Origin of the sequence: Bacillus bingmayongensis (assembly GCF_000299035.1) — a bacterium.
Taxonomy (GTDB): domain Bacteria; phylum Bacillota; class Bacilli; order Bacillales; family Bacillaceae_G; genus Bacillus_A; species Bacillus_A bingmayongensis.
Genome location: NZ_JH921519.1, coordinates 337809 through 363657 on the forward strand (window position 1 = coordinate 337809; position 25849 = coordinate 363657).

Here is a 25849-nt window from a genome sequence, read left to right on the forward strand (position 1 = left end):
TTTAAATTTTTCTAAATAATGCAACTATTATCATCATTATAGCAAACTTCAAATTCCTATGTCGATATATTGGGAAAAAGAAAAACCAAGTAACATATGATAGGGTTACTCCTTTTAGTTACTTGGTGTACAGTAATTTAAACTAGTTAAATGATCACTTAAATCTTCTTCATTTTTACAATGCATCTTAAATGTGTAAGATAAAATATGACAACTGCAAATATTTTTCAAGTATTTCTCCAAAGACAAGATGCAATATATAAAGAAAAGGATAATATATACTCATCTATATTGCAGGTGAACTCAGTGAAGTCAAAAAAAAGCAAACATGTAACCATCCTTATAGGATTTGTATCCCTATATCTGATGGTACACTATATCTCTTTACTCTTTTTGTCTGGATACTCGTTTTCATTTCAAATAATATCGAGCACAACTACCATTCTCCTCGATGTAATAATGTGTAGTTATTTATTCTACTTTTCATTGCGTGCAGATAAACATCCTTCTAAAATTTGGATATTATTTACAATCGGTATAATCTTTTATAGTATTGGCGATATTATCGTTTCCTATCAGAGGCTAATTCTGCGTGACTATTATACGTTTGTTGATCCATCTGATATTTTTTATTTATTATTTATAATAAGTTTCGTATCCGCCTTTTTATACAAAATGATGTATAACAAAAATATATGGGAGAAACTCTTTACTATATGTGATATTTGCATCATTGTGACCGCCCAATTCACTTTAAGTTATTACCTTCTCATTGAACAAGCCATTCATATAGTTACCTTATCTCTTATCAACATGGGTATTCAAATTATGTATCCGATGGCAAATTTATTATTTCTATTGATAGGAATTAACTTATTATTTCGGTCACTATCACTTATTTCAAAACAGGTTTCGCTACTACTTGGAAGTTCTCTTATTTTGTATGCAAGTATAGATTCTATTTATGCGTACATTAAATATTTCACACCAGGGTATTCCATGTTTACGGTCTCACCACTTTACCAAGCTGTACTAATGATGATTACGATTGCATGTGTACTTCACACAAAAAGTATTAAGGAACATGAGCAAGTGCTTGTAACACCACAAGCCGGTAAAGCAATCCGTTTATTGCTACCATATATATCTGTTATTGCACTTAGTATATTTATATTAGTGGAGCACGTCTTTACACCCGCTTTAGTAACTGGGCTTATTGTTACATTTTTCTTTGTATTGATTCGTCATATGTTAGTACGAAGACAAAATAGAATGCTTTTACTAAAACAACTGCATTTCAGTCTAGAACTAGAAAAACAAATTGAATTGCGCACAGAAGATTTAGTGGATCAAAAAAATAAATTGTTTCAAAGTAAGCAAATGTTTCAATCTTTATATGAACATCATCCAGATCCAATTTTTACATTGGATTTATATGGTAATTTTTTAAATGTTAATAATGCTGGAACTACATTGCTTGGCTATCAAACAAATGAGCTATTACTAAGACCCTGTCATTCCCTTGTTTATGAAAAGGATGCCCAAAAAGTAATTGATACTCTTCGTTATGTAAAACAAGGACATTCTACTTCTTTAGATATACGAGCATACCATAAAAACAGAGACATTTATTATTTACACGTTACAGCTGTTCCTATTATTTTAAAGGAACATATTACAGGAATTTATCTGATGATTAAAGACATCACAGAAAGCAAACAACAACAAGAGCAAATTAACTTCCTAGCATATCATGATACATTAACTGAACTAGCAAATCGCCGCGCTTTCCAGGAATACCTTGAATCTGCCATTATAAGAGCGAAAAAAGAAAAAAGTTCCTTTGCAGTTATGTTTCTTGACTTAGATCGCTTTAAAATTATAAATGATACCCTTGGACATCGGGTAGGAGACCTTCTCTTAATTGCTGTCGCAAAACGATTGCAACAAATTTCAAAACCAAATGTGAAGATTGCAAGGCTTGCTGGAGATGAGTTTACACTTCTCGCAGAAGACTATGAGGAAGACTCTGAAGTACAAAGAATTGCAGATAACATTTTATCGTCGATGAATGAACCATTTGAAATTGAAAATCATCTACTGCAAATCTCACCAAGTATCGGTATCGCTATCTATCCAGAAGATGGTGAAGATGCAATGTCTATTTTGCAGCACGCTGATATGGCGATGTATGAAACAAAACATAAAGGAAAAAATGGTAGTTCTTTTTATACGAAAGAACTATATGAGAAGATGGAGCGAAGAGCTAGAATTGAAAAAGACTTACCGCTTGCCTTAGCAAATCATGAATTCTCTATCGTCTATCAGCCACAAATTGATATCGTCACAAAAAAGATAATTGGTGCAGAGGCGTTAATTCGTTGGCAACATCCGGAACTAGGAATGATTTCTCCGTGTGAGTTCATCCCAATAGCGGAAGAAACGATACAAATGATACCACTCAGTCACTGGATGTTAAAACAAGCTTGTCAACAACTACAAGTGTGGCATAGATTCGGTTATTGCGATTTAAACATGAGCGTTAATTTATCAGCCAAAGAATTTCAGCAGGATAACTTAATTGATGTAATTCTAAATATACTGCAAGAAGCAAACTTAGAGCCCAAATTCTTAACACTCGAATTAACGGAACGAATTGCAATGATAGATGAAGAAGAAACTTTATTAAAGCTAAGACAATTAAAAGAATACGGAATTCAAACATCAATAGATGACTTTGGTACAGGCTACTCATCACTTGCCTATCTATCTCTTTACCCAATTGATACATTAAAAGTACCAAGAGAATTTACACAAATGGCTAAACATCGCGAAGAAGAAAAAGCGATTGTATCAACAATTCTTTCACTTGCCAATACATTAAAGTTCTCTGTTGTTGCAGAAGGAATTGAAACAAAAGAACAACTCCAATTCTTACAAAACAATGGTTGTAAATATATGCAAGGCTATTACTTTAGCAAGCCGCTAAGCGGTAAAGAATTTATGAAATTCCTACAAAAAACCCCAAGCATGAACAATTAATGTTTATGCTTGGGGTTTTCATCATTCAAAAAAATGAGGTACATATGTGCATCTCGTTTCCATATGTACTCCTATCATAATTCTTTATTTGATATATGTTGATAAAAATGTGCCGTTGTTGTTGTAAAATATGGACATAACCAAAGGAATCCTATTCCCAAAGTAAACATAGCTAACACTGCCCAACCAATGAAGCTCAGCCATAAAAGAAATAAATCCATTTTATGTCCTTTCATAATTGCCTTACTTTCTTTCATTGCTTGTAAAGCACCATATTCCGGATTGTCTATCATAACATAATAAGTCATCGAATATGAAAAATAAGCAATAATCATGACAATAAATGAAATAAATAATAAAACAAAAAATGCGATTGCTGATCCTTCCCCAGCACCTCTTGTCTCATCTCCTAACAAACCAACAATAATCATTAATACGAATGGAATCCATATTCCGGAATATAAAGAGATTAAGAGCATCGCCTTCGCAGCATTCATCATTCTTTTAAAACCACGAAATCCTTCAAATAAGGCATCTATTGTAGCACCTTGTCTCCTGCTAATATTTAAAAACACATTCGTGTAACCATACGCTGTAATACCATATGTTCCAAGATTCACAAGTATCATAAGAACATAAAAAATAACGAAAGTAACAATAAAACCAATTGTCGCTGTTTCCTCTTCAAATAAATTAATAGAACTACCAAGTGACATAAATACAAGTACAAAAGGAATAATAACAATTAAAGTTGCCACTAATGAGACAATATAACTTAAAATGCCATATAAAATTGTCGAACCTACACCCAGTCCCCATTTTCCCTTCAATGATTGTAAAGCTTCTCGTTTCATTTCACTAATCAATTTCTCATCCCCTTTTTCAATCAAAGCTGTAAAATTATCGTATTCATTACAACCTATAAGATTACTATTTTTTCATAATTCGCTCTAGGCAGAAACACAATAATTATACCATTTTTGGAAAAAATTTTGGGATACATAGTTTCCATTTTTATTTAAAACGTTGATTGCGAAGAATTTTTATCTCTACTCAATCCCTTTTCTTTTACAGTACTTTAACATCACAATATAAAAAAATCCGTAAAGGAATGAACCTTTACGGATTTTTTTATTTCATATCGGAAACGTTCAAACGGTTTACTGCACGCTGCAGCGCCAGCTCGGCACGCTTGAAGTCAACATGTACTTGTTTATCTTGCATACGTTGCTCAGCACGACGCTTCGCTTCGTTTGCACGATGAATATCGATATGGTTTGCTTCTTCAGCAGATGGTGCTAATACTGTTACTTTATCTGGACGAACTTCGATAAAGCCACCGCTTACCGCTACATAATCAGTGTGACCGCCATTTTTCAAACGAACCGCACTAATTTTCAGCGGTGCAACAGTTGGAATGTGACCTGGTAAGATCCCCATTTCCCCACTTTCTGCTTTCACGCTTACCATTTCTACTTCTTTTTCGTAAACCGGTCCATCAGGAGTTACAATACTGACTGGAAATGTCTTCATAATTCGTCCCTCCTAAGGCCTTACGCCATCATTTTCTTCGCGTTTTCGATAACTTCTTCAATACCACCAACAAGACGGAATGCATCTTCTGGAAGGTCATCATATTTTCCTTCTAGAATTTCTTTGAAACCACGAACTGTTTCTTTTACAGGTACATAAGAACCTTTTTGACCTGTAAATTGCTCCGCTACGTGGAAGTTTTGTGATAAGAAGAACTGAATGCGACGAGCACGTTGTACAACTAACTTATCTTCTTCAGAGATCTCATCCATACCTAAGATAGCGATGATATCTTGAAGCTCTTTATAACGTTGAAGAGTTTGCTGTACTTGACGAGCTACTTCATAATGCTCTTCTCCTACGATTTCTGGAGAAAGTGCACGAGATGTAGATGCCAATGGATCTACCGCTGGGTAAATACCCATTTGTGTTAAACGACGCTCTAAGTTTGTTGTTGCATCTAAGTGAGCGAACGTTGTAGCTGGTGCTGGGTCAGTATAGTCATCGGCTGGTACATATACCGCTTGGATAGACGTGATAGACCCTTTATTTGTAGATGTAATACGTTCTTGTAATTGACCCATTTCTGTTGCAAGTGTTGGTTGGTAACCTACCGCAGATGGCATACGACCAAGAAGGGCAGATACTTCAGAACCTGCTTGCGTGAAACGGAAGATGTTATCGATGAACAATAGTACGTCTTGTCCTTGCTCATCACGGAAATGTTCAGCCATTGTTAAACCTGTTAATGCAACACGTTGACGTGCACCAGGTGGCTCGTTCATTTGTCCGAATACCATCGCTGTTTTCTTGATTACGCCAGAATCGCTCATTTCGTGATATAAGTCGTTACCTTCACGAGTACGCTCACCTACACCAGCGAATACAGAAATACCACCGTGCTCTTGTGCGATGTTATTAATTAACTCCTGGATTAATACTGTTTTACCTACACCGGCACCACCGAATAGACCGATTTTACCACCTTTAATGTATGGTGCAAGTAAGTCTACTACTTTAATACCAGTTTCAAGAATTTCTACTTTTGTAGATAACTCTTCGAATGCAGGTGCTTGACGGTGAATTGGATCACGGCGTACATCCGCTGCAACTTCACCATCTAAATCAATTGCATCACCTAATACGTTAAATACACGACCAAGTGTTGCATCACCAACCGGAACAGAGATTGGTTTACCAGTATCTTCTACTTCTGTACCGCGAACAAGTCCGTCTGTGGAAGACATCGCAACTGTACGAACTGTATCATCACCTAAGTGAAGCGCAACTTCTAAAGTTAAGTTAACTGCGTCTTGTTTAATTCTAAGGGCATTGTAGATTTCAGGTAGCTTTCCGCCGTCAAACTTAACGTCTACAACCGGACCCATGATTTGCGTAACGCGCCCTTTATTCATCGGGTTCCCTCCTAGCTTTCTTTAAATTAGCCAGCTTTCTATGAGAGTCGGCTTTCATTTTTTATTAGTGTAGCTTGAGCGGCTCTTCCGAGAGAACCGCTTCCGCTTTTTATTAATCTAGCTCCGGCGGCTAGAACAGTCGGTCGTTTCGCACCTTCCTGCGAGGCAAAGAACGCCTCTTCGTCAGGAGCTCCAACGCCCTCCTGTTCTGGACAAGCCGCCTCCGCTTTTTACTGAATCCAGCTACAGCGGTTAGAATGTTCGGTGGCTTCGCTTTTTCCTGCGAGGCAAAGAACGCCTCTACGTCAAAAGCTCCATCCCCCTCTCATTCTGAACGAACCGCTTCCGCCTTTTTAATACTATTCTAACGCTGCCGCTCCACCAACGATTTCTGTAATTTCTTGCGTAATCGCTGCTTGACGAGCACGGTTGAATGAAAGTGTAAGTGAATCGATAACTTCCATCGCGTTGTCTGTAGCACTCTTCATTGCTGTCATACGCGCTGCGTGTTCACTTGCTTTACCATCTAGTAATGCACCGTACACTAAGCTTTCTGCGTATTGAGGCAATAATACTTTTAAGATATCTTCTTCAGAAGGTTCAAATTCATAAGCTGTTGTCGGTTTGTCAGACGTCACTTCCGTAAGCGGTAAAATTTTGTTTTCCGTTACTTCTTGTGAAATTTTACTTACAAAATGGTTGTAGTAAATATACAGCTCATCATAAGCACCATCTGCAAACATCGCGATTGCTCGAGAAGCAAGATCTTTAATATCTGTAAATGATGGGTGGTCAGATAATCCAACTACTTCATCAATAATATTAAAGCCACGACGTTTTAAATAATCACGTCCTAGTCGTCCAAGCACAATAATTGAATATTGGTTTGAATCCATATTATGACGTTCACGAATTACGTTACTTACCGTACGTAATACGTTACTGTTATAACCACCTGCTAGTCCGCGATCAGATGTAATAACGATGTATCCTGTACGTTTTACAGGACGCGCTGTTAGCATTGGATGATTAATCCCTTTGCTACCTTGTGCAATGCTCGCTACTACTTCTTGAATTTTTTCCATATACGGAACGAAAGATTTAGCATTTTGCTCTGCACGACTTAACTTCGATGCAGATACCATCTCCATCGCTTTCGTAATTTGACTCGTTTTCTTTGTCGAGTTAATTTTCGCTTTTATATCGCGTAAAGATGCCACAGGTTTTCACCACCTTTTTCCGGAAGTTGGCACGATTAGTAAGAATCCTTTTGGTTCATCTTCCTAATCTACGTTGCAAGATATTCTTGCTCATGATTGAAGGAAAAGAATAGGTGCACCTACTCTTTTCCTCTACATAACCGTCAGCAATTCCCGTAAGAGTTGCCTATTTATATAATCTAGCTCCAGCGGCACAAGCCGCTTCCGCTTTTTATGCTTCAGAAGCTACGAATACTTTCTTAAATCCATTGATTGCTGCAGCAAATTTTTCGTCATCCGCAAGTTTCTTTGTTGTGCGAATTTCGCTTAATAACTCAGCTGCATTTGAATCTAACCAAGCATGGAATTCTTCTTCAAAACGAGTGATATCTGCTACTGGGATATCATCTAGGAATCCACGTGTTAGAGCGTAAAGAATAATAACTTGTTTCTCTACTCGTAACGGTTTGTGTAATCCTTGTTTTAATACTTCAACTGTGCGAGCACCACGATTTAATTTCGCTTGTGTTGCTTTATCAAGGTCAGAACCGAACTGAGCGAACGCTTCTAACTCACGATAAGATGCAAGGTCAAGACGAAGTGTACCTGATACTTTACTCATCGCTTTAATCTGAGCAGATCCACCAACACGAGATACTGAAGTACCTGCATCAATTGCTGGACGTACGCCAGAGAAGAATAAATCAGATTGTAAGAAGATTTGTCCATCTGTGATAGAGATTACGTTTGTTGGGATGTAAGCTGATACGTCCCCTGCTTGTGTTTCGATGAAAGGTAGAGCTGTTAAAGAACCGCCGCCTTTTGCATCACTTAATTTTGCTGCACGCTCCAGTAAGCGAGAATGTAAGTAGAATACATCCCCTGGATACGCTTCACGACCTGGAGGACGACGTAATAGTAATGAAAGCTCACGATAAGCAGCTGCTTGTTTTGATAAGTCATCATATACTACTAATACGTGTTTTCCGTTGTACATGAACTCTTCACCCATTGTTACACCAGCGTAAGGAGCTAAGTATAATAATGGAGCTGGTTGAGAAGCTGATGCTGTTACAACGATTGTGTATTCTAATGCACCGTGCTTACGTAGTGTTTCTACTACGTTACGTACTGTAGATTCTTTTTGTCCGATTGCAACATAGATACAAATCATATCTTCATCTTTTTGATTCAAGATTGTATCAAGTGCAACTGCTGTTTTACCAGTTTGACGGTCACCGATGATTAACTCACGTTGACCACGACCAATTGGTACAAGAGCATCGATCGCTTTAATACCTGTTTGAAGTGGCTCATGAACAGATTTACGATCCATTACACCTGGTGCTGGGCTTTCGATTGGACGAGTGCTTGTTGTATTGATTGGGCCTAAACCATCTACTGGTTGACCTAATGGATTTACAACACGACCGATTAGTTCTTTTCCTACTGGTACTTGCATGATGCGACCAGTACGACGAACTTCGTCACCTTCACGGATTTCTGTGTAAGGTCCTAAAATAATGATACCTACGTTATTTTCCTCTAAGTTTTGTGCTAGTCCCATAACGCCGTTAGAGAACTCTACAAGTTCACCAGCCATAACGTTATCAAGACCATGAGCACGTGCGATACCGTCACCAACTTGGATAACTGTACCAACATCACTAACTTCGATTTCAGACTGATAGTTCTCGATTTGTTGCTTTATCAGTGCGCTAATTTCTTCAGCTCTGATGCTCATGTGCTTCACCCCTATCTATTCTTCATAAGTTCACGCTGAATACGTGCTAACTTTCCTTGTAAACTACCGTCATAAATGCGATTTCCGATGCGTACTTTAATGCCGCCTAGTAAATCTTCATCTACAACATTTTTAATACGAATTGCATCTTTTCCTGTTCTTTTTGCAAATGCTTCTGCAATGTTAAGCTTTTCCTCTTCAGATAGAGGACGAGTCGAATATACAGTTGCATCTGCTACGTTACGTTCTTCATTAGCAAGAACAACATATTCATTTGCAATTTCAGGTAGAATTTCAATGCGTTTGTTATCAACTAAAATATATAACGTATTTAAAATTGATTCAGAAACAGAAGAGAATACGTTAGAAAGGAACGTTTTTTTCTGCTCCTTTGAAATGTTTGGTTGTGTTAAAAAGCTATGTAGTTCTCCGTTCTTTACAAAAACGTTTTGTACAAGGCGTAATTCCTCTTCAAACATTTCTAATACGTGTTTTTCTTTTGCAATTTGAAAAAGAGCGACAGCATAACGTTTTGCTACAATCTCATTGCTCATCGCGCTTCTCCTACTTCTTTAATATAATCGCGAATTAATTTCACTTGATCTTCTTCTTTTAATTCTTTTTCAATTACTTTAGAAGCAATTTGAACAGATAAAGAAGCGACTTGTTCTTGCAGAGCAGCAATTGCTTGCTCTTTTTCGCGTTGAATTTCTTGTACGGCAGATGCTTTAATAGATTCTGCTTCTTCTTTTGCAGCAGCAACAATAACATCTTTTTGATCTTCTGCTTGCTTTTTCGCTCTTTCGATTAACTCTTGTGCTTCAACACGTGATTGTTTTAACATTTCACGTTGTTCTTCTACTAACTTTTTCGCCTCTGCATTGCTTTGTTCTGCAGCGTCGATTTCACTAGCAACATGCTCTTCACGTTCCTTCATAATTCCCATCAAAGGACCCCAAGCAAATTTACGTAGCATGATTAATAAAATTAGGAAAACGACCAATGTATAAGCGATCGTTCCAAATGGAATGGCAGCTCCTAAAATTAAAGTTGGCACAAGGATTCACTCCCTTCGTGATATCTAAATTTACTATATGAAAAAAAAAGACATACATTTCGTTCATAAAGCAATGGCGAAGAAAGTCTAAAAACACTCTTCGCCATCTATGTAAGGGGAGTCTCCCTTATTTGTTCATTACGATGAATGCGATAACTACACCGATGATTGGAAGTGCCTCAACTAATGCAACCCCGATGAACATAATTGTTTGAAGTGCGCCTTTTAATTCTGGTTGACGAGCAACACCTTCAATTGTACGTGATACGATAAGACCGTTACCAATACCTGCACCTAATGCTGATAAACCAATTGCAATTGCAGCTGCGATTACACCTAAACTCATTTAATTTGTCCTCCTTTGTATTATAAAAAAATAGATTTTTTTACTTACTTATTAAAGTATATTAATGGTCATGACTTACTTTATGAGCCATATAAACCATCGTTAACATTGTAAAGATAAACGCTTGGATTGAACCAACGAATACACTGAATCCCATCCACGCTAACATCGGCACAATAGCACCGAATGCTCCAAGTACTGCTCCACTTCCACCTAATTTAGCAAGTAATCCTAATAAAATCTCACCTGCATAGATGTTACCGAAAAGACGAAGACCTAACGTTAAAGTGTTAGCAAATTCCTCAATAACCTTTAAAGGAAATAAGAACTTCATAGGTTGGAAATAACCTTTTAAATATTCTTTTGTACCCTTCATCTTAATTCCATAATAATGGGTGAGGGTAACTACCATCACGGCTAATGTTAATGTAACTGCTGGGTCAGACGTTGGCGATCTCCACCATGCAATATGTTCACCAGCCTCAGTTGTTGAATACATGAATGGTAGACCGAGCATGTTTGATACAAAGATAAACATCATAAGCGTAACGCCAAGTGTTAAGAAGCGTCCACCTGTTTTCCAGTCCATCGTACTGTTAATGATCCCTTTCACGAAGTCTAAAATCCATTCAAGGAAGTTTTGCATTCCTGTTGGACGAAGAGCTAAGCTGCGAGTCCCGATAACAGCGATTATGAAAACAATAAGTGCTGCAACAGTAACCATCATAACTGAGGATAAATCGAACGTTAAACCTAGAAATTCAACTAATTTACCGTGTTCCACTAGTAATTCACCTCTCTTCCCTGCTCTTATACTCTAAATAAAGAAAATCTATGATCATGACAAGATATCCTGTCAGCAATCCTACACCTAAGCTCCACATCGCAATTAAATACTGATATTTCGCTGCAAATAAAATTAATAACCCAATCGTGGCAAATCTTGAATATGTACTGACAGCTGTCGCTTTAAATTTCACGTTCTCTCCATTGGTAACGCGATCTAATAGCTTGTCTGTTCTACGTGCAATGATGCGCAAACTAAGAAAACTGAAAATCGTTCCGATAATCAGTCCAAGAAATACATCCTTGTAAGAGGTGAAGCCCCATCCTAGTACAAAAAGCGCAAGCAAGTAGTACATATATTTCTTTTGTCTTTGGACAAGTCCATGTACGTCTATCATCATTGCTCTCCCGAATAATAATGTCGAATGAGTCGAATCATTGCGTAAATCCCTGTTCCTAATCCTAGTAATAAACCTATAATAAGAAACAACGGAAACGTTCCAACCTTACTATCAATCCATTGCCCACCAAAGATTCCAACAAGAATGGAACCGACTAATTGAGCAAGAATTCCTGACATTAAAGCATAAGCTTTTACTGGGTTGCGATCGTTTTTTTGCAAGGATTCATCCCTCCAATATGTAACCCTCATTCACGATGTGTTAATAATAACTCATTTTTTTGCATAAATCCTATACAAAATAAAAAGTTTACTTTTTCGTCACGGAATAGATGCAATTTTGTCACTGAAAGCCCTACCATCTATCCCCGTTGTTAGCATACAATAGGGTATTAGCAGTGTCAACGAGAAATCGTAAAAAATCAAAAAATTTGAGTATTAGTCATTTCTTCCCAAAAATGAAAACGTTCCCCTTCTAAATACTGGTGAAATATATGCAATTTCTAGAAGTTTTCTCTTTATAATGGAAGGAAAAGTTCACAAGTTTGTCACTATTATATTTTTACGATATAACGTTTTTCTTCTATAATATAGTGTTCCTCAGACGTTAGACTTCTATAGTATATGTGATGTATATGCAAGTTATGTTGCATATACAAAAAATACCATCTACATACACCTTCACCTTCACCTCCCCCACTCTCCTTATTTACATATAAAAAAGACGAGTAGGGAAATCCCTCTCGTCTGTTGTCTTACTTCGTACCAAATAAACGGTCACCAGCATCGCCAAGACCTGGAACAACATAGCCATGGTCATTTAATTTTTCATCTAATGCCGCTACATAAATATCAACATCAGGATGCTCTTCTTGTACTACTTTTACTCCTTCTGGGGCAGCTACGATACACATTAATTTAATTTGCTTCGCACCGCGCTTTTTCAGAGAGTTAATTGCTTCAGCTGCAGAACCACCTGTTGCTAACATTGGATCAAGTACGATAAAGTCACGTTCTTCTACATCCGTTGGAAGTTTCACATAGTATTCTACCGGTTGCAATGTTTTCGGGTCACGGTATAAACCAACGTGTCCTACTTTTGCTGCTGGAATTAATTTTAGAATTCCGTCTACCATTCCTAAGCCTGCACGTAAAATTGGAATTAGACCAAGCTTTTTACCAGCGATCACTTTTGTTTTCGCTTTGCTTACAGGTGTTTCAATTTCGATTTCTTCAAGTGGAAGATCGCGTGTAATTTCAAATGCCATTAAGCTTGCTACTTCATCCACTAATTCACGAAATTCTTTTGTACCTGTATTTTTATCGCGAATATATGTAATCTTATGTTGAATTAACGGGTGATCAAATACATACAGTTTTCCCATGTGAATCTCTCCTTCAGATGATATTCATGCGTGTGTACACGCCGTTTTGCACTATTTACGATTGTAAAGAAAACGCTACTAATATTCAAGGGCAAATTTGGAAAAATATTAAATTCATCATAAACCCATCTTATATCTTTACCAATTATGGAAGTCATATCCTTCATTATATATCCAGAATTTATTCACGATTTGTATACATACTTAAGAAGCGATATATGTCCTATCTTATCTACCATGCTCTCCTATGTGGAAATCCCCAAAAAATCTACTATCTAAGTGTTCCTTTCCGACTATTTATCCTGTTATTCGCAGGCCGGGAAAACTGCAGTTCCCCATCTTTCATATTAAAGACTATGATTTATAGAAAGTATGCTAAAAAACTATCTATTGAAAGTTTGTGGTTCAAATTAAAAAGAGACTGCTGAAACACTATATGCTTCAGCAGTCTCTTTCAATTCATTATAAATCTGTATACATTGGGAACTTATCTGTTAATGCTTCTACACGCTTACGTGCTTCTTCTAATGCAGCCTCATTTTCATGATTTTTTAAAGTATGAGCAATAATTGCTGCAATTTCATCCATTTCTTCTAAACCGAAACCACGAGATGTTACCGCTGCTGTACCGATACGTACACCACTTGTCACAAATGGGCTTGCTGTTTCAAATGGAATTGTGTTTTTGTTCACTGTAATACCAACTTCATCTAATACGTGCTCAGCAACTTTACCTGTAATATCTAAGTTACGAACATCAATTAAGATAAGATGGTTGTCCGTTCCGCCAGAAACAAGTGTAAGTCCTTCTTTTTGAAGACCTTCCGCTAAGCGGTTTGCATTATTAATGATGTTTTGTGCATATGTTTTAAAGTCTTCTTGTAAGGCTTCACCAAATGCAACAGCTTTCGCTGCAATTACGTGCATTAATGGTCCACCTTGAATACCAGGGAAGATTGATTTATCAATTTGCTTCGCAAATTTCTCTTCACATAAAATCATACCGCCGCGTGGGCCACGTAATGTTTTATGTGTTGTTGTTGTAACGAAATGTGCATGTGGCACTGGGTTTGGATGTAAGCCTGCTGCAACTAAACCTGCAATATGTGCCATATCTACCATTAAATATGCACCAACTTCGTCTGCGATTTCACGGAATCTCTTGAAATCGATCACACGAGGATACGCACTTGCACCTGCAACGATTAGTTTTGGCTTATGTTCTTTTGCTTTTGCTAACACATCATCATAATTGATGCGGTGTGAGTCTGCATCAACGCCATATTCTACGAAATTATATTGTACTCCACTGAAGTTAACAGGGCTTCCGTGTGTTAAATGACCACCGTGGGATAAGTTCATACCAAGTACTGTATCGCCATGCTCTAAAATCGTGAAGTATACAGCCATGTTCGCTTGTGCACCAGAGTGTGGTTGAACGTTCACATGCTCTGCACCAAAGATTTCTTTTACGCGATCACGTGCGATATCCTCTACCACGTCTACATGTTCACAGCCACCATAGTAACGTTTGCCAGGATATCCTTCTGCATACTTGTTTGTTAAAACAGAACCTTGTGCTTCCATTACAGCTTCACTTACGAAGTTTTCTGAAGCAATCAGCTCAATTTTTGAACGTTGTCTTCCTAGTTCTGCTTCAATTGCAGCAAATACCTTTTCATCTTGACGTTTTAAATGATCCACCAAAATCCCCCTTTTCTGAACGAATTACACCGATTCCCGATAGTTTTTTCTCATTTATCTAGAAAAAAAACGAAAATTCAAGTTGTAATTCTTTCGAACCTTCATGTTTTCAACTACATTCTAACATGACTTTCTATATCATAAAAGAAAAAAAAGACCGAGTTCGGTCTTTTCTTTTTATCCTTTATGAAGTCAGACTACATACCTCTTTACATATTATATAAAGATACGATGCATTTCTCGGTTTCTTCTCTACTTTTAGCTACAAGTAACAGTTTCTTCTACCGCCGCATATACAGCACGTGCCCCGCCAATAAGTTTCGCACGTGTTTTAGCCATCGTCACATGCGCATTTCCGATTTCTTTTACACGCGTACGAATTGGAACTGCAACATGTTTTAGATGCATACCAATAAACGTATCACCAATATCTATGCCCGCATCTGCCTTTATAAATTCTACCACTACAGGGTCTGTTAAATTGTGGTAGGCATACGTTGCTAAAGCACCACCTGCTGATCTAACAGGCGTAACGGTTACAATTTCAAATTGATATTTCATCGCTACTTCTCTCTCTACTACTAAAGCACGATTTAAATGCTCACAACATTGAAATGCCAACTCTATACTAGTTTGCTTTTGAAATTGTTTTAGCTCAGAAAAAATTGCTTCCGCCACTTCCATCGTTCCTGATGTTCCAATTCTCTCCCCTAGCACTTCACTCGTGCTACAGCCCACTACAAAAATTTGACCGCTTTGTAAAGAAGTTTGCTCTTGAAAATCAGAAAGCGATGTTTGTAGCTGCTCTTTCACTTTTACTATTTCCGTCATTACGCCTCTTCCTTTCACAGGTTGGTTCAACAAATTATATTACTTCTCAATAGAAGTTAAAATCTATTACTTCGCTTCGTATGTTTTAATTTTCCCTACGCGATTTTCGTGACGTCCACCTTCATAATCAGTTGTTAACCAAATTTTCGCAATGTCACGTGCTAAACCAGCACCAATTACGCGCTCACCCATCGCTAACATGTTAGTATCATTATGTTCTCTTGTCGCTCTTGCACTAAACGTATCATGTACTAGTGCACAACGAATACCGTGCACTTTATTTGCTGCAATTGACATACCAATACCTGTTCCACAAATTAAAATCCCACGGTCTACTTCACCATTTGCAACCATTTCTGCCGCTGGAAATGCAAAATCAGGATAATCAACAGAACCTGCTTCACATTCACATCCTAAATCAATATATTCAATATTCAATTCTTCTAATAAACTTACGATTTCTTTGCGGATATTCATTCCACCATGATCAGATGCTACTACTACTTTCATTTTAACCCCTCCAAAATTTTAGTACACCTTCTAGCAGTAGAGGCTTTCATCCCCACTGCTAAATTGCTATCTAAGCTTGACGCTTACTTGCTTATTCCAAGCAAGATTATCTCCAATATCGTATTATACACGAAACATTAACCTTCTGAATGTTTTTCCACTAAAGTTTGTACAAGTTTTTCCATCTCTACTAACGTCGATTGATAAATAGATAGAGAACCGCCAAACGGGTCTGAAATATCTTTACTTGTACCTTCTACAAATTCATATAATGTATGCACTTTCTCTTTTGTACTTGGATAGTGCCCAAGCACAAGTTGTTTATGGCTTTCCGTCATCGCGAGTACCATATCAGCCCACTCAAGTAATTCTTCCGTTATTTGCTGCGAAGCATGCAGAATTGGGATTCCCTTTTCTTCTAACGCATCTTTCGCATGCGAAGATGCATCACTTCCAGGGGATGCAAAAACACCAGCAGATTTCACTTCAAATTTCCCTTTCCCATAATGACGAAGTAACGCCTCTGCCATCGGACTACGACATGTATTTCCAGTACAAACAAACAACACTCGCTTCATCCAAAATCACTCCTTATGGTGAATGTCTACATTCATCATAACGTACATTACAATGGAACAAAAGGAATGTGAATATACAAAAAGCGCATTTCTCCTTTATTTTTCCTAAGAGAAATACGCCTTATCCACATATATGTGAAACCCTAGTTCCAAGTGCCCTAAATATAATAACATACGTGACTAAAACATCCACGCGAAAAGTCCCATCATGAAATAAAGTGAAACTTTAATCAGCGGGGGTCTTACTGCCCGCAAATAGCGGGATAAAATAAGGAATCCATTTCATATGAAACGAATTCCTTATCCAAAAACAATTATTTCATTGTAACTTTCATTACTTCTGTTGCACCTTTTGTAGCTGAAACACCTACCGTTGTGTTAATAGATTCAGCTGCATCTGTATTTGTAATAACTACTGGTGTAATTGTGCTTTTTGCTTTTTCACGAATTAATTCTAAATCGAAAGAAATTAATTTGTCGCCAGCTTTCACAGCTTGTCCTTCAGATACGTGAGCTTCAAAACCTTCGCCTTCCATTTTTACAGTTTCTAAACCAACGTGGATTAAAATTTCTGTACCGTTTTTCGTTTTAATTCCAACAGCATGTTTTGTATGGAATAATTGTACGATTTCACCGTCTACTGGTGATACAACTACACCTTCAGTTGGAACGATTGCAACACCGTCACCCATCATACGACCAGCGAATACTGGATCTGGTACTTCTTCGATATTTTTCACTTCTCCAGTTAATGGAGCTAAGATTGTTTCTGCATTTGTTTTTGAACCAAGACCGAATAATTTTTTAAACATAGGATAGTCCTCCTTATAATTAACTTGAAAATGTATAGGGCAATCTCTAGTAAAGATTGCGATACATGTAAGACTTCATACTTCAAATATTATATTGTAAAAACGCTTTCGAAATGAAGTACGTGATTACCAATAGAATCTTATTGTATCGCTTTGTAAAATTCCAGTCAATTCAGATTGTCTGAATAACAATAATGCGAATTAACTTCTTAACTTATATTTTCTCTTTTTTTCTCCTACTTGTCTAGAGGTCTTTACGGCATTTTATTTTTTGTTATTGATTTGTAAAATTCTCTTCATATTTTTCCCGAAAGTTACTTACCTTAAGTAAGTAACTGATTTATTATTACTTACTTAAGGTAAGTTAATAACTTTTTGGAGGTTTTATAAATGATGAACATCGGTCTTCTTATTATTCGTCTTATTATCGGAATTACATTCATGGGTCATGGTACTCAAAAATTATTTGGTTGGTTTGGTGGTCACGGCCTTAAAGGAACAGGCGGCTGGATGGAATCAATCGGCTTACGCCCTGGCGTATTTATGGCTGGTGCAACTGAGTTATTAGGTGGTTTCTTATTCGCAGCAGGTATCTTAACTTGGGTTGATTCACTATTTATAGTTGGTACAATGCTAGTAGCAATCTTTACTGTACACGGCAAAAATGGCTACTGGGTAACACAAAACGGATTTGAATATAACATGATCTTAATTGCTATTGCGGTTGGTGTTGCATTAACTGGACCTGGCGCTTACGTTTTACTTTAATCAACAATCTCAGTTTCAAGACATTTATTAAGAAAAGGAGTAGGTTTCAGTTTGAAACCTACTCCTTTTCTTTTTTCACTCATTTACAAAAAACGTCAAAAAAATATTTTTTTAGCAGGAGTTTCCCTTCATTATCTTGTAAACAAACAAAGAAGTATTCATATCAAGGAAGGGAGATTACAAATATGCTATCGATTAATCCAAATGAACAAACAGAAAAAGATAATTACAAATTATTAACAGGGAGTATTATTCCGCGTCCAGTAGCATTCGTTACTTCTGTTACAAAAGACGGAGTTTTAAATGGTGCTCCATATAGCTACTTTAATATCGTTGCTGCCAATCCACCGCTCATCTCTGTTTCAGTGCAACGAAAAGAAGGAGAGCGAAAGGATACTTCTCGAAACGCAATTGAAAAAGGTGAATTTGTTGTACATATTTCCGATGAATCCTACGTGGGGGCCATCAACAAGACTGCTGCAAATCTTCCCCCAAATCAAAGTGAAATTGAATTAGCTAAACTAACTCCTATCGAAAGCGATGTTATCTCAGTACCGGGCGTAAAAGAAGCGAATATTCGAATGGAATGCATACTAGAACGCGCTATTCCACTAGGTGGAACAGAAGACTCTCCAGCGTGCGACCTATTAATCGGCCGCGTTGTTCGCTTCCACGTTGCAGAACATTTATATGAAAATGGACGCATTCACGCAGAAGGGTTAAAACCAGTAAGCCGACTAGCAGGACACAACTACGCAAAATTAGGAGAACAATTTGAGCTTGTAAGGCCTATTTAAAAGTGGAAGCGGCTCGTTCAGAATGGGAGGAGGATGGAGCTTCTGACGTAGAGGCGCTTTTTGCCTCGCAGGAAGATACGAAGCCGCCGACCATTCTTGCTGGATATCTTTAAAAGTGGAAGTGGCTCGTTCAGAATGGGAGGAGGATGGAGCTTCTGACGGAGAGGCGCTTTTTGCCTCGTAGGAAGACGCGAAGCCACCGACCGTTCTTGCCCCTGGAGCTGGATATCTTTAAAAGCGGAATTGGCTCGTTCAGAATGGGAGGAGGATGGAGCTTCTGCCGTAGAGGCGCTTTTTGCCTCGTAGGAAGACGCGAAGCCACCGACCGTTCTTGCCCCTGGAGCTGGATATCTTTAAAAGCGGAATTGGCTCGTTCAGAATGGGAGGAGGATGGAGCTTCTGCCGTAGAGGCGCTTTTTGCCTCGTAGGAAGACGCGAAGCCACCGACCGTTCTTGCCCCTGGAGCTGGATATCTTTAAAAGCGGAATTGGCTCGTTCATTTAATAGCATAAAGAAGCCCAGCTTAAGCATCACCCAAGCTGGACTTCTTTTGTCCAATAAAAAATCCCCGCTATTATAAGTTGGTAATTCATGAAGGGAAAAGATTTAAAAATATTTCTTAATGATTTCTATCCCTTTTTCATTTAAAACTTAGGCTTCTTTTCGTTTCTTTCTAAAAAAAGGAACCTTATATTGCTTTAGCATTCCAAGTTTGATAACAAAGAAATATAAGGAAAGAAGTGTAATAACAAATACGATAAAGAGTGGTTAAGGTGAATAGAACATACGGGCATCCTCTGTTTTCCCTGCAATAAATTTCAAAGAATCTATATTAAAAAAATCAGCAAACATTTGTATGCCAAGCATACTAAACCAAAAAACGAAAAAGCTAATAATAATACCAAAAATTTGTTTTACTCTTGTCATTCATATCATCCTTTCTATATATATGGGTGATTTTTATTATAATGAATATGAATAGAAATAATATTTTGCACAGAAAGGAATTTATCTTTACTATTCACGAATCAATTTAATCCAGCCGAGAACTGCAATTTGTAGAATAACACCCTACATAATTAACCTCCCTAGCCACCTCAAAAAAATGTCATCAAACGAACGTACAATTTTAATAAGGTCTCCACGCTTCATATCTCCTGTCACTTCTTTACATCATAACAAAATTATATTGGAAAAAGAAGGGTGAGCCCAAAACCAACAAGAATGATACCACCGAGCACTTCACCATACATACCAAGCAAACGCTTTGCATGCCTCCCAATCAGCAAACCGCCCCATGCTAGTATCATGCTAACCAATCCAAATAGCAAGATCGTTACAATCATTTGCGCTCCGTAAATTCCTAGGCTGAGCCCAACTGAAAAACTATCAATACTCACACTAAACGCAAATACCAGTAAACTTATCCCTACCGGAGCGGATCTTGTCTCTTCCCCTTCTAAAATTGCAGAGTACACAATATAAAAACCTAATCCAATTAACAAAATAGCCCCAGCTACAGTGGCAATATGACCAAATTTCTCTGATAAAAAACGACCTAGTATCATACCGAGAAACGGCATGACGATATGAAATATCCCTATTGTTATACCTATATAAAAGATCTGCCGCATTTTTAACGTTACCATACCCATGCCGAGGCTTACAGAAAATGCATCCATTCCTAAGGCAAGTGCCATGATAATCAAAGGTACTAGTTGTTCAATTGTCATCTCGACCCTCCTCGGACTTGCTACTTCACAATATGCTCATCCGAGGAAAAATAGAATCTATGAAATTTTTCTATATAAGGTGAAACTTTAATCAGTGAAGGGCTTCATCCCCACTGATTATTAGCCCTCACCAATCGGGCTTTTATGGGATACATCCATTTTAATTGTTCAACATTCACATTACAGGCTATGAAAAGCAAGTGGTGACCCGCACTCATTTTCTCTCTTTGTTTTCACTCGGCATGATTGGACCCTCTCTTCTACCTAAAAAGAAAGATTTTTATACCGTTTTTTAATTTATCTTCCTATAGAAAGACGAGTTGCATGCTCATCTACTCTTCAATAATAATATGATGTCCTGCCGCTTTCGTTAAACGGTTCATAATCGCATTCCCAATTCCTTCATTCGGAAACGACTCACTAAAAATAACATCTACTTCACTTGCATCAAATGTTCTTAGCACATCGTATAATTTGGTTGCAACGCTCGCCAAATCGTTTCGCACACCACAAGACAATACAACATCTGCTTTATACACATGTTGATACTCTTCTGTAGTTAATACACCAACTGTATATCCTTCACTTTTCTTCTTATCCACAAGCTGTTGAATAAAATCACGAGATCCTTCAACAATACTAAGTGGTGCTTTCGGTGCATAATGTGTATATTTCATTCCCGGTGCCTTTGGTTTTTCTTTTTCATCCTTTAATGCAGGGTCTAACGAAACAATTCCAATCACTTCTTCTAATTGCTCCTTCGTAATTCCGCCTGGACGTAAAATTGTTGGTACTTCACTTGTACAATCAATTACCGTTGATTCAACTCCAACACCCGTTGCACCGCCATCAACAATACCAGCAATTCTCCCATTTAAATCTTCATATACGTGAGATGCTAAAGTTGGACTCGGACGCCCAGAACGATTGGCACTCGGTGCTGCAACCGGTACATTCGCTTCTTCAATAAGAGCAAGTGCCACTGGATGATCCGGCATTCTAACTCCAACTGTATCTAAACCGGCCGTAACCTTTTCGGAAATACCCTCTTTTTTCGGTAAGATAATTGTTAAAGGTCCCGGCCAAAAGTGTTTCATCAAGACTTCTGCAACCTTTGGTATTTCCCTAACAATTCCTTTTAACTGAGATTTTGCACCAATGTGGACAATCAATGGATTATCACTTGGTCTTCCTTTCGCTTCAAAAATTTTCGCAATCGCTTCATCATTCATTGCATTTGCCCCTAGCCCATATACCGTTTCTGTAGGGAAGGCAATCGCTTCATTTTCCTTTAGTAATCTTGCTGCTTCTTGTAATTGTGGATAATCTTTTTTTATTTCCACAACATTATCCACAACCCACATATTTGTATGCATTTTTTTCCACGTCCTTTTTTTCCATGAAATACTGTCTATATTTAGTTTACTATGAGATTTATCCAAAAGACAAACAAGGTTTATCCACAAAATGTGGATAAACCTGATTAATCAGTGGATAACTTTGTGAATAGCTGACAATTTAGTATTATTACATTCTGCTGTTTTATATTTTCACAAAAATGTTCTAGCTGCTGAATATCCTCTGGAACTTTATCTTTTTCCACAGTTGTAAAGTGAAAAAACTGAAAGATCGTCACAGATTGTGGATGATTTGTGAGTAAATACAATTGTTGAATATTTTTCTCTTTCATATACTGCAAAAACATTTCAAAAAAATATAGGAAAGTCTTGTTATCCACAGTAGGTGTGAACAAACAAGAACGAACAAGCGCATTGTCTCCTTTTTGTTCATAACCAACTACAGCCTGTATTTCCCCTTCATCTTCCAATATCATAAATTGCTCATATAACTCATTTATTTTATCATCTTTTTTATTAGCTTGTCCGAAAAAAGAATATAATCTTTCAACATCATTTTTTGTAGCAAAGTAAGTCTTTTTCACGATCAATCCCCCCTCACTTCTATATATGAGGAGGGATAAGAAAATAGTACTTATTTAGAAAATAAAGAAGAGAATGCTTCTACAATAAACAATTTTACTTCCGGTTCTTCCTCTTGCTCTTCTACTTCTACTTCTACTATTTCATTTGTTTTTTCTTGTTTCTTTTCCACAGGTTTTATTTCTTCCTGTTTCACACGTTTTTCTTGCTTTGACTCCTCTTTTGTCTCTTTCACATTTTTTTGTTCTTTAGGAGTAACCTCTTTTTTCGATACTTCTTTTCCAGGTGCTTGTTTGGAAACTATTTCTTTATTTTTATTTTCAACCGCTGCTTCTTTTTCTTTCTGCACTGTCACTGGTTGTTCTTCATCCTCAATAGATTCAGCTTTCGCAACATGCTCTTCTTTTTTTACAGCTGATCCACTAGAGAAATCTAGAAAACACATCGGCGGGAATAACACACACCACCAATTTGCTCCTTCACCTTTACCAATTGAAATAAGTACTGCTTCATATTCCCCTGCGGGATAAATAAAGTTCCCATATACTTTTGTAGGAAATTTAATATTTTTACCAAATGTAACTTGAAATGATTCCTTACTTCCTTCTCGTTTTAATGTTTTCGCAACTGTTTTTTCAATTTCCGGGATGTGACTTTGAATGACACGACGTGCATCCTCAAACGATTTCAAATCTGCTACCCATCCATCAATTTGTGCCTTTACTTCATCGCGCACTTTCCGCTTTAGCGCTTGATCTTTATCTGAATCACTATTTGCTAAAATACGTAATCGAACAGCTTCTTTCGGAATAACGGTATTTCCCTTTGCATCAGCTTTCATATATCCAAACTGCACAAGTAGCTGTGCACCAATTAATAATAAAAGAAAATAGGCAATCGCTTGTTTTTTCATCTCTTGCACCGTCCCTTCTGTCAACAGTGTAGACACACTTCTCTTTTTCTAAACTATTAAATTCTAAATCTATAGAAAAACTTTCAAGTATATAAAGTGAAAAACTGATATAAAACATTTCTTTTTAGATAGAAGAGAGCATCTAGCCATGCATGGAAGCGGTCAGGGCCCTTTTCTGCCCCCTCTCAAGTTAGAACAGAGTGAGGAAACGAGCGTTTTATATCTTTTTCACTTCTTGGCAGCGACTTATATGCTGAAAAGTCAAAGTGGATTTATATAAAAAAAAGGAGTAAGGTTCTACCTTACTCCATCTCCGCAAAGACCATACGATCTTTTCCGTTAATATCAAAAACAACTTCTACATGGGCATGTGGAAATGTCTGCTGCAATAATCCTTTCACATCTTCACCTTGCCCTATACCTACTTCAAAAGCAACAATTGCTTTTCTTTGCAAGACGTTTGGCAACTCTTCCATAAAACGGCGATAAAAATCAAGCCCATCCTCTCCACCAACAAGCGCACGCTTTGGTTCATGCTCCTTTACAACTGGAGAAAGACCTCTCCAGTCTTCTTCTGGAATATACGGAGGGTTGGAAACAACAACATCTAATTTTTGCCCCGTTTCATAAAACGGCGATAATAAATCACCATGATAGAACGTTACATTTGCGCCCAATGCTTTTGCATTTTCTTTCGCAACTTCAATAGATTCCTGTGCAATATCTACTGTATATACATGAAAATTTTGGTTTTCTAAAGCAAGCGTAATGGAAATTGCTCCACTTCCCGTACCAATATCAGCTACATGAAGTTCCCGCTTACCAAACATACGCTGGATTCTATCTAATACGCCTACTATGAGCTCTTCTGTTTCTGGTCTTGGTATTAATACTTCCTCATTTACAAAAAACGAACGACCATAAAACATTTCATATCCAATCATATATTGAACAGGAATCCCACCTACATGTTTGTGGATAAATCTCGTAAACGTCTTTTCTTGTTCTTCAGATATTTCTTCACGCATGTTCATCATTAAACCTGTTCGGTTCGTCTTTAATACATGACAAAGGACGATTTCTCCCGCATTTTCATCTCGTCCATTTTCCTGTAAAAAAGAAGAAGCCCATTTCAGGGCTTCATAGACGCGCATTACTCAGCTGCCTCCATCTTTTGCGCTTGATCTTCCATCACTAAGGCATTGATGAAATCATCTAACTTACCTTGTAAGATTTGATCTAGCTTCTGAATCGTTAAACCAATTCGATGGTCTGTAACACGGTTTTGCGGGAAGTTATACGTACGGATACGCTCTGAACGGTCTCCCGTACCAACAGCTTGTTTACGGTTTTGATCGTACTCAGCTTGCGCTTCTTGTCTAAATTTATCATAAACACGTGCACGTAATACTTTCATTGCTTTTTCTTTGTTCTTAATTTGTGATTTTTCATCCTGACAAGATACAACTACACCAGTCGGTAAATGAGTTAAACGTACCGCTGACATCGTTGTATTAACACTTTGTCCACCAGGACCACTAGAAGCAAACGTATCAACACGAACATCTTTTTCATGAATATCGATTTCTACTTCTTCTGCTTCCGGTAATACAGCTACAGTTGCTGTAGAAGTATGGATACGTCCTCCAGACTCTGTTTCCGGAACACGTTGCACACGGTGTGCACCATTTTCAAATTTCAATTTTGCGAAAGCGCCTTTACCGTTAATCATAAAGATAATCTCTTTATATCCACCTAATTCTGTATAGCTCGCTTCGATAATTTCAGTTTTCCAACCTTGCACCTCAGCATAACGGCTATACATACGGTATAAATCACCAGCAAATAAAGCAGCCTCATCGCCACCAGCAGCACCACGCACCTCCACGATAACGTTTTTATCATCGTTCGGGTCTTTTGGAACAAGTAAAATTTTCAGACGCTCTGATAATTCCTTCTCTTGTCCTTCTAGTTCAGAAACTTCTTCCTTTACCATGTCACGCATGTCAGCATCTAACTTATCTTCTAACATTGCTTTTGCATCTCGTAATTGCTCACGAACATCTTTATATTCACGATACACTTCTACCGTTTCTTGAATATCAGATTGTTCCTTTGAATACTCACGAAGCTTATTCGAATCACTAATAACTTCCGGATCACTTAACAGCTCGTTCAACTTCTCATAACGATCTTCTACAGCTTGCAAACGATCTAACACATCATTCACCTCAACATCCTAGTATCTAATACAAATAGTATATGGTACTTAATCAAAAAAACGCAAATTATATTTAAAAGTGGAGGTGGCTCGCTCAGCTCTGACCGGCTAAGGTTCTCTCGCACAAAAGGTGCT

General features: G+C 37.6%; 27 protein-coding genes and 1 pseudogene. 3 read left to right on the forward strand and 25 right to left on the reverse strand.

From position 1 onward, the window contains the following. The first annotated feature begins 366 nt into the window (after positions 1-366). Positions 367-3042 (forward strand): putative bifunctional diguanylate cyclase/phosphodiesterase, encoded by a 2676-nt coding sequence (locus Y7E_RS0122770; RefSeq protein WP_051128680.1) that lies wholly within the window; start codon positions 367-369, stop codon positions 3040-3042. Between the two features lie 74 nt (positions 3043-3116). Here the strand turns inward: Y7E_RS0122770 and Y7E_RS0122775 are convergent, their stop codons facing one another. The 18 genes from Y7E_RS0122775 to Y7E_RS0122855 form a co-directional block, all read right to left on the reverse strand. Further along, entirely contained in the window at positions 3117-3908 is a 792-nt protein-coding gene (locus Y7E_RS0122775; protein ID WP_017153546.1) for a DUF975 family protein, read from the reverse strand. 265 nt (positions 3909-4173) lie between these two features. Next, positions 4174-4575, reverse strand: coding sequence for a F0F1 ATP synthase subunit epsilon (gene atpC, locus Y7E_RS0122780; protein WP_017153547.1), 402 nt, complete (start codon positions 4573-4575; stop codon positions 4174-4176). Positions 4576-4595: 20 nt separating this feature from the next. Then, positions 4596-5990, reverse strand: a complete 1395-nt coding sequence (atpD, locus tag Y7E_RS0122785) for a F0F1 ATP synthase subunit beta (RefSeq protein ID WP_017153548.1) — start codon at positions 5988-5990, stop codon at positions 4596-4598. Between the two features lie 359 nt (positions 5991-6349). Further along, positions 6350-7210, reverse strand: coding sequence for a F0F1 ATP synthase subunit gamma (atpG, locus tag Y7E_RS0122790; RefSeq protein ID WP_017153549.1), 861 nt, complete (start codon positions 7208-7210; stop codon positions 6350-6352). A gap of 211 nt (positions 7211-7421) precedes the next feature. Next, the gene (gene atpA / locus Y7E_RS0122795; RefSeq protein ID WP_017153550.1) at positions 7422-8933 is read right to left on the reverse strand and encodes a F0F1 ATP synthase subunit alpha; all 1512 of its coding nucleotides are present in this window, start codon (positions 8931-8933) and stop codon (positions 7422-7424) included. Between the two features lie 11 nt (positions 8934-8944). After that, positions 8945-9487, reverse strand: a complete 543-nt coding sequence (locus Y7E_RS0122800; protein WP_017153551.1) for a F0F1 ATP synthase subunit delta — start codon at positions 9485-9487, stop codon at positions 8945-8947. Continuing rightward, positions 9484-9990, reverse strand: coding sequence for a F0F1 ATP synthase subunit B (atpF, locus tag Y7E_RS0122805; protein ID WP_017153552.1), 507 nt, complete (start codon positions 9988-9990; stop codon positions 9484-9486). The genes Y7E_RS0122800 and atpF overlap by 4 nt, the downstream gene beginning before the upstream one ends. A gap of 127 nt (positions 9991-10117) precedes the next feature. Beyond that, on the reverse strand, positions 10118-10336 hold the full coding sequence (atpE, locus tag Y7E_RS0122810; protein WP_000052064.1) for a F0F1 ATP synthase subunit C: 219 nt from the start codon (positions 10334-10336) through the stop codon (positions 10118-10120). A 61-nt stretch (positions 10337-10397) separates the two neighbouring features. Next, positions 10398-11120 (reverse strand): F0F1 ATP synthase subunit A, encoded by a 723-nt coding sequence (gene atpB / locus Y7E_RS0122815; protein WP_017153553.1) that lies wholly within the window; start codon positions 11118-11120, stop codon positions 10398-10400. A gap of 7 nt (positions 11121-11127) precedes the next feature. Next, positions 11128-11520 (reverse strand): ATP synthase subunit I, encoded by a 393-nt coding sequence (locus Y7E_RS0122820; protein ID WP_017153554.1) that lies wholly within the window; start codon positions 11518-11520, stop codon positions 11128-11130. Next, entirely contained in the window at positions 11520-11744 is a 225-nt protein-coding gene (locus tag Y7E_RS0122825; protein ID WP_001171217.1) for an AtpZ/AtpI family protein, read from the reverse strand. The genes Y7E_RS0122820 and Y7E_RS0122825 overlap by 1 nt, the downstream gene beginning before the upstream one ends. Positions 11745-11770: 26 nt before the next feature. Next, the gene (locus Y7E_RS30250; protein WP_034278971.1) at positions 11771-11884 is read right to left on the reverse strand and encodes a DUF4024 domain-containing protein; all 114 of its coding nucleotides are present in this window, start codon (positions 11882-11884) and stop codon (positions 11771-11773) included. Between the two features lie 393 nt (positions 11885-12277). Continuing rightward, positions 12278-12907: a uracil phosphoribosyltransferase gene (gene upp, locus Y7E_RS0122830; protein ID WP_003202275.1), complete on the reverse strand. Its 630-nt coding sequence runs from the start codon at positions 12905-12907 to the stop codon at positions 12278-12280. Between the two features lie 462 nt (positions 12908-13369). Further along, complete coding sequence (glyA, locus tag Y7E_RS0122835; RefSeq protein WP_017153555.1) at positions 13370-14611, reverse strand: serine hydroxymethyltransferase; 1242 nt, start codon at positions 14609-14611, stop codon at positions 13370-13372. 258 nt (positions 14612-14869) lie between these two features. Beyond that, the gene (locus Y7E_RS0122840; RefSeq protein ID WP_017153556.1) at positions 14870-15442 is read right to left on the reverse strand and encodes a TIGR01440 family protein; all 573 of its coding nucleotides are present in this window, start codon (positions 15440-15442) and stop codon (positions 14870-14872) included. 66 nt (positions 15443-15508) lie between these two features. Continuing rightward, positions 15509-15952 carry a ribose 5-phosphate isomerase B gene (rpiB, locus tag Y7E_RS0122845; protein WP_017153557.1) on the reverse strand — a complete coding sequence of 148 codons (444 nt, stop codon included), beginning with the start codon at positions 15950-15952 and terminating at the stop codon, positions 15509-15511. Between the two features lie 137 nt (positions 15953-16089). Next, on the reverse strand, positions 16090-16530 hold the full coding sequence (locus Y7E_RS0122850; RefSeq protein WP_017153558.1) for a low molecular weight protein arginine phosphatase: 441 nt from the start codon (positions 16528-16530) through the stop codon (positions 16090-16092). Between the two features lie 314 nt (positions 16531-16844). After that, the gene (locus Y7E_RS0122855; RefSeq protein ID WP_017153559.1) at positions 16845-17342 is read right to left on the reverse strand and encodes a PTS sugar transporter subunit IIA; all 498 of its coding nucleotides are present in this window, start codon (positions 17340-17342) and stop codon (positions 16845-16847) included. A 390-nt stretch (positions 17343-17732) separates the two neighbouring features. On the opposite strand from Y7E_RS0122855, the gene Y7E_RS0122860 reads away from it, so the two are divergent. Together Y7E_RS0122860 and Y7E_RS0122865 are read left to right on the forward strand one after the other, a co-directional pair. Then, positions 17733-18110 (forward strand): DoxX family protein, encoded by a 378-nt coding sequence (locus Y7E_RS0122860; protein ID WP_017153560.1) that lies wholly within the window; start codon positions 17733-17735, stop codon positions 18108-18110. 185 nt (positions 18111-18295) lie between these two features. After that, positions 18296-18907: a flavin reductase family protein gene (locus tag Y7E_RS0122865; RefSeq protein ID WP_017153561.1), complete on the forward strand. Its 612-nt coding sequence runs from the start codon at positions 18296-18298 to the stop codon at positions 18905-18907. Between the two features lie 651 nt (positions 18908-19558). On the opposite strand, the pseudogene Y7E_RS30260 reads toward Y7E_RS0122865, so the two are convergent. The 7 genes and pseudogenes from Y7E_RS30260 to prfA form a co-directional block, all read right to left on the reverse strand. Continuing rightward, positions 19559-19834: pseudogene (locus Y7E_RS30260) on the reverse strand (DUF3935 domain-containing protein). 257 nt (positions 19835-20091) lie between these two features. Further along, positions 20092-20640, reverse strand: a complete 549-nt coding sequence (locus Y7E_RS0122890) for a manganese efflux pump MntP (protein ID WP_017153565.1) — start codon at positions 20638-20640, stop codon at positions 20092-20094. Positions 20641-20972: 332 nt separating this feature from the next. Then, positions 20973-22016 (reverse strand): L-threonylcarbamoyladenylate synthase, encoded by a 1044-nt coding sequence (locus Y7E_RS0122895; protein WP_017153566.1) that lies wholly within the window; start codon positions 22014-22016, stop codon positions 20973-20975. Positions 22017-22123: 107 nt separating this feature from the next. Next, a complete protein-coding gene (locus Y7E_RS0122900) occupies positions 22124-22582 on the reverse strand; it encodes a GNAT family N-acetyltransferase (RefSeq protein WP_017153567.1) in 459 nt (152 codons plus the stop codon). Between the two features lie 50 nt (positions 22583-22632). Next, complete coding sequence (gene spoIIR / locus Y7E_RS0122905; RefSeq protein WP_026049318.1) at positions 22633-23502, reverse strand: stage II sporulation protein R; 870 nt, start codon at positions 23500-23502, stop codon at positions 22633-22635. Between the two features lie 293 nt (positions 23503-23795). Then, positions 23796-24647 carry a peptide chain release factor N(5)-glutamine methyltransferase gene (prmC, locus tag Y7E_RS0122910; RefSeq protein WP_017153570.1) on the reverse strand — a complete coding sequence of 284 codons (852 nt, stop codon included), beginning with the start codon at positions 24645-24647 and terminating at the stop codon, positions 23796-23798. Then, positions 24647-25714, reverse strand: coding sequence for a peptide chain release factor 1 (gene prfA / locus Y7E_RS0122915; RefSeq protein WP_026049319.1), 1068 nt, complete (start codon positions 25712-25714; stop codon positions 24647-24649). The genes prmC and prfA overlap by 1 nt, the downstream gene beginning before the upstream one ends. Between the last annotated feature and the right edge of the window lie 135 nt (positions 25715-25849).